The organism is Streptomonospora litoralis (genome assembly GCF_004323735.1).
GTDB lineage: Bacteria > Actinomycetota > Actinomycetes > Streptosporangiales > Streptosporangiaceae > Streptomonospora > Streptomonospora litoralis.
Map to the genome: position 1 here is coordinate 592,145 of NZ_CP036455.1, position 14,496 is coordinate 606,640.

At 72.7% G+C, this 14,496-nt stretch carries 10 protein-coding genes; 9 read left to right on the forward strand and 1 reads right to left on the reverse strand.

Annotated elements, in window-relative coordinates; all coding sequences use genetic code 11:
• Positions 1 to 9 precede the first annotated feature (9 nt).
• From groL to EKD16_RS02685, 8 genes are all read left to right on the forward strand, one after another.
• Entirely contained in the window at positions 10 to 1,623 is a 1,614-nt protein-coding gene (gene groL / locus EKD16_RS02650) for a chaperonin GroEL (RefSeq protein ID WP_131096923.1), read from the forward strand.
• A 227-nt stretch (positions 1,624 to 1,850) separates the two neighbouring features.
• Positions 1,851 to 2,474 carry a sigma-70 family RNA polymerase sigma factor gene (locus EKD16_RS02655; protein ID WP_131096924.1) on the forward strand — a complete coding sequence of 208 codons (624 nt, stop codon included), beginning with the start codon at positions 1,851 to 1,853 and terminating at the stop codon, positions 2,472 to 2,474.
• 309 nt (positions 2,475 to 2,783) lie between these two features.
• Positions 2,784 to 4,277: an IMP dehydrogenase gene (gene guaB / locus EKD16_RS02660; protein WP_131096925.1), complete on the forward strand. Its 1,494-nt coding sequence runs from the start codon at positions 2,784 to 2,786 to the stop codon at positions 4,275 to 4,277.
• A gap of 181 nt (positions 4,278 to 4,458) precedes the next feature.
• Positions 4,459 to 5,565 (forward strand): GuaB3 family IMP dehydrogenase-related protein, encoded by a 1,107-nt coding sequence (locus EKD16_RS02665; RefSeq protein WP_131101942.1) that lies wholly within the window; start codon positions 4,459 to 4,461, stop codon positions 5,563 to 5,565.
• 229 nt (positions 5,566 to 5,794) lie between these two features.
• Positions 5,795 to 6,661 carry a lysozyme family protein gene (locus EKD16_RS02670; protein ID WP_131096926.1) on the forward strand — a complete coding sequence of 289 codons (867 nt, stop codon included), beginning with the start codon at positions 5,795 to 5,797 and terminating at the stop codon, positions 6,659 to 6,661.
• A gap of 150 nt (positions 6,662 to 6,811) precedes the next feature.
• A complete protein-coding gene (locus tag EKD16_RS02675) occupies positions 6,812 to 8,536 on the forward strand; it encodes a glycerol-3-phosphate dehydrogenase/oxidase (protein ID WP_131096927.1) in 1,725 nt (574 codons plus the stop codon).
• A 117-nt stretch (positions 8,537 to 8,653) separates the two neighbouring features.
• On the forward strand, positions 8,654 to 10,108 hold the full coding sequence (locus EKD16_RS02680; protein WP_131096928.1) for a 3' terminal RNA ribose 2'-O-methyltransferase Hen1: 1,455 nt from the start codon (positions 8,654 to 8,656) through the stop codon (positions 10,106 to 10,108).
• Between the two features lie 101 nt (positions 10,109 to 10,209).
• The gene (locus EKD16_RS02685) at positions 10,210 to 12,555 is read left to right on the forward strand and encodes a polynucleotide kinase-phosphatase (RefSeq protein WP_131101944.1); all 2,346 of its coding nucleotides are present in this window, start codon (positions 10,210 to 10,212) and stop codon (positions 12,553 to 12,555) included.
• A gap of 294 nt (positions 12,556 to 12,849) precedes the next feature.
• On the opposite strand, the gene EKD16_RS02690 is transcribed toward EKD16_RS02685, so the two are convergent.
• Positions 12,850 to 13,599, reverse strand: coding sequence for an SDR family NAD(P)-dependent oxidoreductase (locus tag EKD16_RS02690; protein ID WP_131096929.1), 750 nt, complete (start codon positions 13,597 to 13,599; stop codon positions 12,850 to 12,852).
• A gap of 128 nt (positions 13,600 to 13,727) precedes the next feature.
• Between EKD16_RS02690 and EKD16_RS02695 the strand changes: the two genes are divergently transcribed.
• Entirely contained in the window at positions 13,728 to 14,426 is a 699-nt protein-coding gene (locus tag EKD16_RS02695; RefSeq protein ID WP_131096930.1) for a GntR family transcriptional regulator, read from the forward strand.
• The last annotated feature ends 70 nt before the right edge of the window (positions 14,427 to 14,496 follow it).

Sequence of the window (14,496 nt, forward strand, 5' to 3'; positions counted from 1 at the left end):
AAGCTCACCATGCCCAAGATCCTGGAATTCGAGGACGACGCCCGGCGCGCCCTGGAGCGCGGCGTCGACCACCTCGCGAACTCCGTGAAGGTGACGCTGGGCCCGCGCGGCCGCAACGTCGTCATCGACAAGAAGTTCGGTGCGCCGACCATCACGAACGACGGCGTCACCGTCGCCCGTGAGATCGAGCTGGAGGACCCCTACGAGAACCTGGGCGCCCAGCTGGTCAAGGAGGTCGCCACCAAGACCAACGACGCGGCCGGCGACGGCACCACCACCGCCACCGTGCTGGCCCAGGCGCTGGTCCGCGAGGGCCTGCGCAGCGTGGCCGCCGGCGCTTCGCCGATGTCGCTGAAGAAGGGCATCGACACCGCCGCGAAGAAGGTCGCCGACGTCCTGGTCGAGCGCGCCCGCGAGGTCGGCGAGCGCGAGGACATCGCCTACGTCGCCACCAACTCCGCCCAGGACGCCCAGATCGGCGACATGATCGCCGAGGCGTTCGACAAGGTCGGCAAGGACGGTGTCATCACCGTCGAGGAGGCCCCGACCATGGGCCTCGACCTCGACTTCACCGAGGGCATGCAGTTCGACAAGGGCTACGTCTCGCCCTACTTCGTCACCGACCAGGAGCGCCAGGAGGTCGTCCTCGACGACGCCCTCATCCTGATCAACCAGGGCAAGATCTCCAGCCTCAACGAGCTGCTGCCGCTGCTGGAGAAGGCCGTCCAGACCAAGAAGCCGCTGCTGATCATCGCCGAGGACATCGAGGGCGACGCCCTCGGTGCGCTGGTCCTGAACAAGATCCGCGGCGCCCTCGACGTCGCCGCGGTCAAGGCGCCCGGATTCGGCGAGCGCCGCAAGGCCATGCTGCAGGACATCGCCACCCTGACCGGCGGCCAGGTCATCGCCGAGGAGGTCGGCCTGACCCTGGAGAACGCCGACCTGGACGTGTTGGGCAGCGCCCGCCGCATCACCGTCACCAAGGACGACACCACGATCGTCGACGGCCGCGGCGAGCAGAGCGAGGTCGACGACCGGGTCAACCAGATCCGCAAGGAGATCGAGAACAGCGACTCCGACTGGGACCGCGAGAAGCTGCAGGAGCGCCTGGCCAAGCTGGCCGGCGGCGTCTCCGTGCTGCGCGTCGGCGCGGCCACCGAGGTGGAGCTCAAGGAGAAGAAGCACCGCCTGGAGGACGCGATCTCGGCCACGCGCGCCGCGATCGAGGAGGGCATCGTCGCCGGCGGCGGCGCCTCCCTGGTCCACGCGGCCGCGGAGCTCGACGACCTGGGTCTGACCGGCGACGAGGCCACCGGCGTGAAGATCGTGCGCGAGTCCCTGGTGGAGCCGGCCCGCTGGATCGCCGAGAACGGCGGCGCCGAGGGCTACGTCGTGACCTACCGGATCGCCGAGCTGCCGGTCGGCCAGGGCTACAACGCCTCCACCGAGTCCTACGGCGACCTGATGGAGGCCGGCATCCTCGACCCGGTCAAGGTCACCCGCTCGGCGGTGCAGAACGCAGCCTCCATCGCGGGCATGCTGCTGACGACCGAGGCGCTGGTCGTCGACAAGCCCGAGGAGGAGGACTCCGAGGGCGGCCAGGGCCACGGCCACGGCCACTGAGTCGGCGCCTCCCGGCCCCGGCACCCGCCCGGCACCGCGCCCGCGCGCCCGGCCGGACGGCCTGGACCCCGTGTCCGCACACGCTGCGGGCGCGGGGTCTTTTATCATTGCAGGCCGGGATTCGGAGTGCGGCACGCGTCACTTACCGGGCTTTTCTCCCAAACGTGATCATTCTGTAGCCGCGCTCCGTGAGGTGTAAGTCCGCACAGCGGGGCATGATGCGATACGTGACGGATCTACGCGCAGCGGGGGGCGCGCTCGCGAGCCGAGGCGATGCCCCGCGCAGAGCGAACGAGACGGAACTGAACGACCTGACCTCGCTGGCGGTGCAGGGGGACGACGGCGCGGTGGACTCGCTGATCCGCGAGGTCCGCCCCATGGTGCTCCGCTACTGCCGGGCCAAGCTCTCCCGGGTCTCCGGGTACGTCCACTACTCCGACGACGTCGCCCAGGAGGTCTGCATCGCCCTGATCGCGGCGCTGCCCCGCTACGAGGACAAGGGGCGGCCGTTCGCGGCCTTCGTCTTCGGAATCGCCGCGCACAAGGTCGCCGACGCGCTGCGCCGCTCCACCCGCGCCGACCTGCCGACCGACGCGGTTCCCGACCGCCCCGACGAGGACCCCGGGCCCGAGGAGTCGGTTGTGCGTACGGTCGAGACCGAGCGCGCCAAGGCCCTGCTGGACGAGCTGCCCGAACAGCAGCGCCGCCTGCTGGTGATGCGCGTCATCGCCGGGCTCTCGGCCGACGAGACCGGGCACGCGCTGAACATGTCGCCGGGTGCGGTGCGGGTGGCCCAGCACCGCGCTCTGGCCCGCCTGCGCAAGGTCGCGGCGGCCAACCGGCTCATCTGAGCGCGCCCGCCTCGCCCGGTCGGCCCGTCGCCGTTCTCCCCGACGACCCGCTCCGCTTTCCCGGCACACTGTCAAGGATCGCCGCGTATCGGTGCCACAGTGTCAAGCTGTCAACCTGTCAACTTCGCGCTCCTGCGCGGTTGACCGGCTCCCGCCGAGCCCGTTCGCCGGCGCAGCCCGCCGGGCCTGACCGGCCTCCCGCGCGCCTGTGAATCCCGCCACCGGCCTCGGGGATGTCGGCGCATCCGCCCACCGCGCCCCTGTGCGGACCTAGGATGAAACAACACGCGCGAGTGGTTGGGAAGAGATATGACGCAGCTGTTCACGGGGGACGGCGGCAAGGTGCTGCCGCCGGGGCTCACCTACGACGACGTCCTGCTGGTCCCGTCCTACTCGGACCTGCAGCCGGGGCAGGTCGACACCACGACGATGCTGTCGCGCAACATCCGGCTGCGCATCCCGCTGCTGTCGGCCGCCATGGACACGGTCACCGAGGCGCGCACCGCGGTGGCGATGGCCCGCCAGGGCGGCGCCGGGGTGCTGCACCGCAACCTCTCCGTCGAGGACCAGGCGGCCCAGGTCGACCTGGTGAAGCGCTCGGAGGCCGGAATGGTCACCGACCCGGTCACCTGCAAACCCGACGACACCCTCGCCGACGTCGAGGAACTCAGTGCCCACTACCGCATCTCCGGTGCCCCGGTCACCGACGCCGACAGCCGCCTGCTGGGCATCGTGACCAACCGGGACATGCGCTTCGAGCTGGACCGCCGGCGGCCCGTCCGCGAGGTGATGACGCCGATGCCGCTCATCACCGCGCCGGTCGGCGTCAGCCGCGACGACGCGTTCCGCCTGCTGCGCGAGAACAAGGTCGAGAAGCTGCCCCTGGTCGACTCCCAGGGCCGGCTCCGCGGGCTGATCACCGTCAAGGACTTCATCAAGAGCGAGCAGTTCCCCGACGCCACCAAGGACGCCGACGGCCGCCTGGTCGTCGGGGCCGCCGTCGGCGTCGGAGCCGAGTCGGAGGTGCGGGCGCGCGCGCTCGTCGACGCCGGCGCCGACTTCATCGTCGTCGACACCGCCCACGGGCACTCTTCCGGCGTCGCCGAGATGGTCGCCAAGCTCAAGGCCAATTCCGCCGCCGACATCGTCGCCGGCAACATCGCCACCCGCGCCGGTGCGCAGACGCTCGTCGACGCCGGCGCCGACGCCGTGAAAGTCGGTGTGGGGCCCGGATCCATCTGCACCACCCGGGTGGTCGCCGGAGTCGGCGCGCCGCAGGTCACCGCGGTGATGGAGGCGGCCAAGGCCGCCGGCCCCGCCCAGGTGCCGGTCATCGCCGACGGCGGGCTGCAGTTCTCCGGCGACATCGCCAAGGCGCTCGTCGCGGGCGCCGGCACGGTGATGCTGGGCAGCCTGCTCGCCGGCGTCGAGGAGAGCCCCGGAGAGCTCGTCTTCATCAACGGCAAGCAGTTCAAGACCTACCGGGGCATGGGTTCGCTGGGCGCCATGCGCGGGCGCTCCTTCTCCAAGGACCGCTACTCCCAGGCCGACGTCGCCACCGAGGAGAAGCTGATCCCGGAGGGCGTCGAGGGGCAGGTGCCCTACCGCGGCCCGCTGGCGGCGGTGGCTCACCAGCTCATCGGGGGGCTCCGGCAGTCGATGTGGTACGCGGGCACCGGAACCGTCGCCGAACTGCGCGAGCACGGGCAGCTCATGCAGGTCACTTCCGCCGGCCTGAAGGAAAGCCATCCGCACGACGTCCAGATGACCGTCGAGGCCCCGAACTACCACGGGCGCCGCTGATCCCGACGGGCTGTCGGGCGGGTCCCGCCGTGCCGGGAGGCGCCGGGGCGCCGGTCGGCCGTGCCCGGCGCGGGGCGGCCGCAGGGTGGAGCGCCGGCGCGGCGGTAAACTCGCCGCGGCAGTAACCGCCGGCGGGCTGTGCCGGTGAAGCACGTGAGAGGGGATCGAAGCGTTGGCTCAGCTGGAGATCGGGCTCGGCAAGAACGGGCGCCGCGCCTACGAACTCGAGGAGATCGGGATCGTGCCGGCCCGCCGCACCCGTGACCCCGAGGAGGTGTCGATCACCTGGCAGATCGACGCCTACCGCTTCGACACGCCGCTGATGGGCAGCCCGATGGACAGCATCGCCTCGCCCGAGACGGTCATCGCCATGGGTCGGCAGGGCGCGCTGGGCGTGCTCGACCTCGAAGGGCTGTGGACGCGCTACGAGTCCCCCCAGCCGCTGCTCGACGAGATCCGCGAGCTCGACGACGAGGCCGCGACGCAGCGGCTTCAGGAGATCTACGCCGAGCCCGTGAAGGAGGAGCTGATCGGCCGGCGTATCGAGGAGATCCGCCAGGCCGGTGTGGTCACGGCCGCGCGCCTCTCGCCCCAGCACACCGCGCAGTACCACAAGGCGGTCATCGACGCCGGTGTCGACATCTTCGTGATCCGCGGGACCACCGTCTCCGCCGAGCACGTCTCGGGCCGTGCGGAGCCGCTGAACCTCAAGCAGTTCATCTACGAACTGGACGTGCCCGTGGTCGTGGGCGGCTGCGCCACCTACACCGCTGCGCTGCACCTGATGCGCACCGGCGCCGCCGGCGTGCTCGTCGGCTTCGGCGGCGGCTCCGGCCACACCACCCGCTCGGTGCTGGGGGTGGCGGTGCCCATGGCCAGCGCGATCGGCGACGTGGCCGCGGCCCGCCGGGACTACCTCGACGAGTCGGGCGGCCGGTATGTGCACGTCATCGCCGACGGCGGCATGACCCGCAGCGGCGACATCGCCAAGGCGCTGGCGTGCGGTTCCGACGCCGTGATGATCGGTTCGCCGCTGGCGCGCGCCGCCGAAGCCCCCGGCGGCGGGTTCCACTGGGGGAGCGAGGCCCACCACGGCGAGCTTCCGCGCGGCGAGCGGCTGAACGTGGGCACCATCGGCTCGCTGTCGTCGATCCTGCACGGCCCCTCCTCCATCAGCGACGGGTCCATGAACCTGATGGGGGCCCTGCGGCGCACCATGGCGACCTCCGGCTACAGCGACCTCAAGGAGTTCCAGCGCGTGGAGGTCGTGGTCAACCCGCACCGGTGAGCGCAGTCCCCGGCACGGCACGGCCGCTTCGGCCGCGGCCGCCGTCGGAGTGGCCGGGTGGCCCGGCGGGCGCGCCGAGATCGCCGATACACCCCCCGCTGACCGGCTGAAACGGGTAGGTTGTTGACTCGGTCGCGCCGAATGGGGTGCACTATCACGTCGGCGCCGACCGCGCCCAGCCGACACGCTTCCCCCGGCTGATCGTGTCCGAGACGTGAATGAGGTGTCCGTGAGCGGTCCCCCCGTCACCGATCCCGAGGCCCCCGCCTCATCCGGTAGTACGCCCCACCCGGGCCGCTGGAAGCGGGGCGCCGCGGCCGCGGCCGCGGTCGTTTCCACCCTCGGGCTGGCCGCGGCCGTCGCCGGGATAGCCGGGACGTTCCAGCCCGACCGGCCGCCCGAGCTGCCGCCCGGCGCCGACCGCGCCGGGGGCAGCATCGACACGGTCCCCGAATCGGCGTCGCCGGAGGGTTCGGAGCCGACAGCCGACGAGCGGCGCTCGCCCGCCCCGGGAGCGGCCGTCGCCGACCCGAGCCCGCAGTGGCTCGACACGGTGTCGGAGGCCACCGGCGTACCGCGCCGGGCGCTGGAGGGTTACGCGCGCGCCCAGCTCGTGCTGATGGCCGAGCAGCCCGACTGCCTGGTCTCGTGGCCGACGCTGGCGGGCATCGGCAAGATCGAGTCGAGGCACGGCACGATCCACGGCGGCGAGATCGGCTCCGACGGACGCACCACCGAGCGGATCATCGGCATCCCGCTCGACGGCACCGACAACACCGCCGCGATCTCCGACTCCGACGGCGGCGCCCTCGACGGCGACACCCGCTGGGACCGCGCGGTCGGCCCGATGCAGTTCATCCCCACGACGTGGCAGGACTGGGGCGCCGACGCCGACTCCACCCGCGGCGCGGACCCGCACGACATCGACGACGCGGCACTGGCCGCGGCGCGCTACCTGTGCGCCGACAGCCGGGTCCTCACCAGCGACACCGGCTGGTGGGAGGCGGTCCTCTCCTACAACGAGTCCCGCAGTTACGGCGAGGACGTGATGGCCGCCGCCGACGACTACGCCACCTCCGCCGACGAGGCGCTGTAGGTCCGGCGGGGCGCGGCGACCGCTGTCAGCGGGGTGGGCCGTGCGCGAGGCGTGCCACCCGATTGCGCCGGGCGTGTCGGGTTAGCCTGGCCGATGGGGCGTCCGGGCGGCGCGCCCGGGCACAGCACCTCTCCCAAGGAAGGGCTTGACATGACAGCAGCGCGGATGGGGCCCGAGGAGCGAACCGAGGCGCTGGCGGCGATGGGCAGCGGCGAACTCGACGTCCTGGTCGTCGGCGGCGGCATCGTCGGAGCCGGTGTCGCGCTGGACGCCGTCTCGCGCGGGCTCTCCGTCGGGCTGATCGAGGCCCGCGACTTCGCGTCGGGGACCTCCAGCCGCTCCAGCAAGCTCATCCACGGCGGCCTGCGCTATCTGGAGCAGCTCGATTTCGAACTGGTCCGCGAGGCGCTGGTCGAACGCGGGCTGCTGCTGCACCAGATCGCCCCGCACCTGGTGCGGCCGGTGCCGTTCCTCTACCCGCTGACCAAGCACTGGGAGCGGCCTTACATCGGTGCCGGCGTCACCCTCTACGACACGCTCGCGATGTCCATGGGAACCGCGCGGGGACTGCCGCACCACCGCCACCTCACCCGCGGCAGCGCCTTGCGGGTCTTCCCTGGCCTGCGCCGCGACGCGCTGGTGGGGGCGGTGCAGTACTGGGACGCTCAGGTCGACGACGCCCGATACGTCCTCACCGTGCTGCGTACGGCCGCGACCTACGGCGCGCACGTCGCCTCGCGCGTGCAGGCTGTGGGCTTCCTGCGCGAAGGAGAGCACGTCACCGGGGCGCAGGCCCAGGACCTGGAGACCGGGGAGCGGATCGACATCCGCGCCAAGCAGGTGGTCAACTCCGGCGGCGTGTGGACCGACGACATCCAGGAGATGGTCGGCGGACGCGGCCAGATCCACGTGCGGCCGTCGAAGGGCATCCACCTGGTGGTGCCGCGCGACCGGGTCCAGGCGTCGTCGGGGCTGATCCTGCGCACCGAGAAGAGCGTGCTGTTCGTCATCCCGTGGGGCCGGCACTGGATCATCGGCACCACCGACACCGACTGGAACCTGGACAAGGCGCACCCGGCGGCGAGCCGGCGCGACATCGACTACGTTCTCGACCACGTCAACTCCGTCCTCCGTGTCCCGCTGACCAGGGACGACGTCGAAGGTGTGTACGCGGGGCTGCGCCCGTTGCTGACCGGGGAGTCCGACGAGAGCTCCAAGCTGTCGCGCGAGCACACCGTGGCCCATCCGGTGCCGGGGCTGGTGCTGATCGCGGGCGGCAAGTACACCACCTACCGGGTGATGGCCAAGGACGCCGTGGACGCCGTCGCCCACGGTCTCGACGGCCGCATCCCGCAGTCGGTGACCCACCGGCTGCCACTCTCCGGCGCCGAAGGCTACTCCGCGATGTGGAACCAGCGCCGCAAGCTCGCCCACGAGTCGGGCCTGCACCGCGCCCGGATCACCCACCTGCTGCGCCGCTACGGCACCATGATCGACGAGGTGCTGGCGCTGATGAAGGAGCGTCCCGACCTCAAGGAGCCGCTGACCGGCGCCGACGACTACCTGCGCGCCGAGGTCGTCTACGCCGCGGCCTACGAGGGGGCGCGCCACCTCAACGACGTCCTCGCCCGGCGCACCCGCATCTCCATCGAGACCTGGGACCGCGGCATCGCGGTCGCGGAGGAGGCGGCGCACCTGATGGCCGAACCGCTGGGGTGGAGCCAGGAGCACATCGACCGCGAGGTCGCCTACTACCGCAAGCGCATCGAGGTGGAGCGCTCCGCCCAGGAGCAGGACAACGACAACGAGGCCAACGCGGTCCAGCACGGCGCCCCCGAGATCGTGCCGGCGGCCGCATCGGTCGACGGGGTCTGACGGCCGCCGGGCCGTCCGAGGCACTGGAGCAGGTGCGGGGATCGGCCGGCGCCGGTCGTCCACAGGGCCGCAAAAAGGTGTCGAATCGGGGCGGCCGGGTGCCCCACACTCGGACTTGTGCTGCTGACGATCACCACCACCCGCGAACCGGCGACCGACCTCGGCTTCCTCCTGCACAAGCACCCCGACCGCATCCAGCGGTTCACCCAGTCCTACGGCACGGCCCACGTGTTCTACCCCGAGGCCGAGGCGGCACGCTGCACCGCAGCGCTGCTGCTGGAAGTGGAACCGGCGGAGCTGCTGCGTACCCGCAAGGCGGGGGCGGGCTCCGCGGACTTCTCGCTGGCGCGCTACGTCAACGACCGCCCCTACGCTGCTTCGTCGCTGTTCGCGGTCGCGGTGGGCGACGTCTTCCGCAGCGCGCTCCGGGGAACCTGCAAGGCGCGGCCCGAGCTGGCGGCCGCGCCGCTGCCGCTGACCCTGAGCCTGCCCGCCGTCCCGTGTCCCGGCGGGCCCGATCGGGCCCACCGCCTGTTCGAGCCGCTGGGCTGGCAGGTCGACGCGCGGCCCGCGGAGCTCGACCCCGGGCTGCCCGGTTGGGGCGACTCCCGCTATGTCGGCCTCACCCTCACCGGCGAGCTCCGGCTGGCCGACGCGCTGAGCCACCTGTACGTGCTGCTGCCGGTGCTGGACGGCGCAAAGCACTACTGGGTCGGCCCGGACGAGATCGACAAGCTGCTGCGGGCAGGCGAGAGGTGGCTGCCCGGCCATCCCGAACGCACCTGGATCACCCGGCGCTACCTCGCCCGCCAGGCGGGGCTGGTGCGCACGGCCGTCGCGCGGCTGAGCGAGCTGGACGACCGTTCGGCCGACGTGCCCGACGACGCGGCGGTAGCCACCGACCCCGGCGAGGAGGAGCCGCCCCCGCCCGGGGTACCGTCCCCGGCGGGCACCGAGGCCGCCGAGCACGAACCCTCTCAGGCGGACCGCCGTGCGGGCGCGGTGCTGTCCGTCCTCGAAGCCGAGGGCGTGCGCTCGGTGCTCGACATCGGCTGCGGTTCGGGCAAGCTGCTCGCGCGGCTGCTGGACGACCCCGGCTTCACCGCCGTCGTGGGCGCCGACGTCTCCGCCGCCACCCTGGAGCAGGCCCGCCGGCGGCTGCGCGTCGACCGCCTGCCCGAGCGCGACCGGCGGCGGCTGGACCTCTTCACGGCCTCGGCGCTCTACAGCGACCCGCGCTTCCGCGGCTACGACGCCGCCGTGCTGATGGAAGTCGTCGAACACATCGACCCGGCGCGGCTGCCCGTCGCCGCCGAGGTGGTGTTCGGCCGCACCGCGCCGCGCACGGTCGTGGTCACCACGCCCAACGCCGAATACAACCGGCGCTACGAATGGCTGCCCGAGGGCGCGTTCCGACACACCGACCACCGCTTCGAGTGGACTCGCGCCGAGTTCCGCGCCTGGGCCGGCTCCGTCGCCGACACCTACGGCTACCGGGTGCGCCACCTGCCCGTCGGCCCCGAGGACCCCGAGTTCGGGGCATCCACCCAGATGGGAGTCTTCACGAAGTGAGCGCCTTCGAACCGACCGGGCCCGCGGCCGACACGGCCGGGGGCGATTCCGCCGACGACCGCGGGGCCGACTCCGCGGGCCGTGTGCTGCCGGTGCCCGAGATGGGCCTGGTAGTGCTCATCGGCGTCTCCGGCTCCGGCAAGTCCACCTTCGCCGCGCACAACTTCCGGCCCACTCAGGTGATCTCCTCCGACTCCTGCCGGGGCCTGGTCAGCGACGACGAGAACGACCAGGCGGCCACCGGCGACGCGTTCGAGCTGCTGCACCACATCGTCGGTACCCGGCTGCGGCGCGGACTGCTGACCGTCGTCGACGCCACCAATGTGCAGCAGCGCGCCCGCGCCGAGCTGGTGCGCATCGCCAAGAACCACGACGTCATCCCCACCGCCGTCGTGCTGGACGTCCCCGAGTCGCTCGCCCGCGAGCGCAACGCCGCCCGCCCCGACCGCGACTTCGGCGCGCACGTCGTCTCCCGGCAGCGCCGCGAACTGCGGCGCGGACTCTCCCGGCTGAACAAGGAGGGATTCCGCCGGGTCTACGTCCTCGACGGCGCCGCCGAGATCGACGCGGCGACCGTGGCCACCGAGCGCGGCTGGAGCGACAAGCGCGACCTGAGGGGCCCGTTCGACATCATCGGCGACGTGCACGGGTGCCGGGCCGAGCTGGAGGAGCTGCTGGGGACGCTCGGCTACGCCGTGGAGCGCGACGGCGGGGGACGCGCCGTTGGCGCCCACCACCCCGACGGGCGCACTGCCGTGTTCGTCGGCGACCTCGTCGACCGCGGCCCCGACACCCCCGGCGTGCTGCGCCTGGCGATGGGCATGGTCGGTGCCGGGAACGCGCTGTGCGTGTGCGGCAACCACGAGGACAAGCTGGTGCGCGCGCTCAAGGGGCGCAAGGTCCAGGTACGCCACGGGCTCGCCGAGTCCCTGGAGCAGCTCGGCGCCGAACCGGAGGACTTCCGCGACCGCGTCGTCGGTTTCTGCGACGGCCTGCTCAGCCACTACGTACTCGACGACGGCGGGCTCGTGGTCGCCCACGCCGGGCTGAAGGAGGAGTACCAGGGGCGGGCGTCGGGCCGGGTGCGCTCCTTCGCCCTCTATGGCGAGACCACCGGGGAGACCGACGAGTTCGGCCTGCCCGTCCGCCACCCCTGGGCGCGGGAGTACCGCGGCCGGGCATCGGTCGTCTACGGCCACGTGCCCACGCCGCGGCCGGAGTGGATCAACAACACCATCTGCCTGGACACCGGCTGCGTTTTCGGTGGACGGCTCACCGCGCTGCGCTACCCCGAGCGCGAGCTCGTCGGCGTCGCGGCGCACCGCACCCACTTCGAGCCCGCCCGGCCGTTTCCGGCCGAAGGCGAGGACACCCCCGAGCACGCGGGCGCGAACGAGGCCGGTGACGCCGGCGGGACCGCGGACATCGGCGTCGGCGACGTTCTCCCCGAGGGCCCGGCCGGGCACATCGGCACCGGTTTCGGCAACGTCGCCGTGCCCCGCGACAACGCCCTCGCCGCACTGGAGGCGATGAGCCGCTTCGCCGTGGACCCGCGGTGGCTGCTGTACCTGCCGCCCACCATGCCGCCCGCGCCGACCGCGGCCGAGGCCGACGTGCTCGCTGAACTGCGCGCGGGCATCACCGCGGCCGGGCTGTGGGAAAAGCTGGACACCGACTGGATCGCCCTGGACGGCGAGATGCTGCCCTGGTCCGCCAAGGCCGAAGGGCTGATCCGCGCGCAGTACGCGTCGGTCGGCGCGGCCGCCCGCGCCGCCCTGCCCGCCGCCCGGCGCGCGCTCGCCGCCGCGGGAAACCGCGGCCTGGACGTCGCCGACCTGGCCGAGCGGACCGAGCGCCGCGAGCGCGACATCGAGGCGTTCAGCGCGGTTTACCGGAACCACGCCTGGCCCACCGACGGTACGGCCGGGTTGCGCTACGCCCCGTTCGCAATCCTGGCCGCCGAAGGGCGGGAGTTCACCGGAGCGGACCACCTGTGGCACATGAGCGTGGCGGAGCAGCTGGCCGAACACTGCCCACTGGTGCTCACCACCCGCTATCGGGTGGTCGACACCACCGACCCCGACGCCACGGCCGCCGCGGCCGCCTGGTGGCGCGAACTGGTGTCCGCGGGCGGCGAGGGCATGGTCGTCAAACCCGCGGACGGCGCCCGGGCCGCCGACGCCCGCGGCCTGGCCCAGCCGGGGCTCAAGGTGCGCGGCCCGGAGTACCTGCGCATCGTCTACGGTCCCGACTACCTGGCTCCCGAGCGCCTGACGGCCCTGCGCGACCGGCGGCTCGGCCGCAAGAACCGCATGGCCCTCAACGAACACAAACTGGGCCTGGAGTCCCTCGCGCGCCACGCCGCCGGCGAACCACGCTGGCGCGTCCACCAGCCGGTGTTCGGAGTCCTCGCCCTGGAGTCCGAAACGGTAGACCCGCGCCTGTGACCGGCAACGGGGTCCGGTTCCGTCGAGCGGTGCCGTTACAGAGGAGCGCCGGGGAACGGTCTCGCGGACGGGACGAGACCGGTCCCCGGCGCGTTCGGGGGTGGCGGCGACGCCTGTCGGATCGGGCCGGCGGGCGCCTGATGACGTGGGCGGACAGGACGGATGGACCGCGGACCGGCGAGGAGCGACTGCTCCCTTCGGGCTGAAAGGAGTGGCGCGGCTGCCGGTTTCGACGTGTGCGGTCGACCTACCCAGATATCCGCGGGTATAGCAGAGATGTCCATCGAAGTGGTCCTACCGCAGGTAGGAGGCGCCGTTGACGTCCAACACCGCACCCGAGCTCCATACCGCCTCCGGTGAGGCGAGGTAGGCCACCGCCGAGGCGACCTCCCCCGGCTCGGCGACCCGGCCCAACGGGCTCTGTTCGCGCACGGTGTCGGAGAGCATGTCCGCCACCCGCTCCGTGGCCGTGAATCCGGGCGCCACAGAAGCGACGCCGATGCCGTAAGGCCCCAACGACACGGCCAGCGACTGGCCCAGCGAGTGCAGCGCCGCCTTGCTCGCCCCGTAGGCCGGCATGCCGGGCTCGCCGCGGTAGGCGCCGCGCGAGCCGACGTTGACGATCCGCCCGGCCTTGCCGTGCTCGATCATGTGCCGCGCCGCGCAGTAGGCGACGTTGGCCGCGCCGAAGACGTTCACCCCGATGACGCGCTGCCACGCGGCCTGCCAGTCGGCGTAGGAGGTCTCCGGCAGCGGGTGGCGGGCGATGTGCGCGGCGTTGTTCACCACCACGTCGAGGCCGCCGAGTCCGTCCACGGCCGCCGCGACGACGGTCGCCGCGGCGTCCGGATCGGCGATATCGCCCTCGACGAGCACGTGCCCCGAGCCCTCCAGGGACTCCAGGGTGGCCGCGGCCGCGTCCTTGCGTGACGCGTAGTGCACCGCCACCCGATCACCGCCGGACGCGAACCGCTGGGCGATCGCCCGGCCGATGCCGCCCGAAGCCCCGGTGACGAGGACGCCGCGGGCCCGCTCGTCGCTCATGGGGCGGGCATGCGTTGATCGTGGGTGGTCGCGGCCATGTGCCGTCCCTCCATCCGCGCGAAACGGCGTTCTCCGGGCGTGCAGCGACCATCGTTGACCCGGTGGTGTCCGAATGTCAACATTCGAACATGTCCGATTCCGGAGGGGAGTTGCGCAAGGCGCAGCGTCGCAGCCTCGGCCAGGAGGCCGCGGACCGCGTGCGCGACGCCGTCTTCGCGGGTTACTTCGCGCCCGGCGCGCCGCTGCGGGAGGTGGAACTGGCCGCGAGCCTGGAGATCAGCCGCGGTTCGGTGCGCGAGGGCCTCGCCCGGCTGGAGCAGGAAGGGCTGGTGCGGAGCGTCTGGCACCGCGGCACCCGGGTGATCGAACTCTCCGCCGCGGACGTCGACGAGGTGTACACCGTGCGGGCCGCCCTGGAGCGGCTGGCCTTCGCAACCGCGGCGGGGCGGATCGACGCCTCCGCGCTTGCCGGTCTGGACGGCGTGGTCGACGGGATGGCCCGCAGTCTCGCCGAGGGCGCCGACGGCCCCGCCCTGCTCGCCCTCGACATGGATTTCCACGACCGCGTGTACGAGGCGGCGGCCAACCGGCGCCTCCTGGACGCCTGGCACGCGGTGCGCTCGCAGGTCTACCTGTTCCAACTCACCCGAATCGCCCGCGACGACGCCGAGTACCGCGGCATCCTCGTCGGCGAACACCGCGAACTCGCCGGGCTGCTGCGCCGCGGCGACACCGCGTGCCTGGCCGTGGCCGCCGAAGAGCACGTCGACTCGGCGCGCCGCCGACTGGTGCGCATCCTCGCCGACACCGGCACGACGGAAGCCTAGGAACAGCAGCGCGGGAAAGGTGGGCCTCGGTCGCCGGTGGAACGTGCGGCGGGGTGGGTCGGGTCTGCTG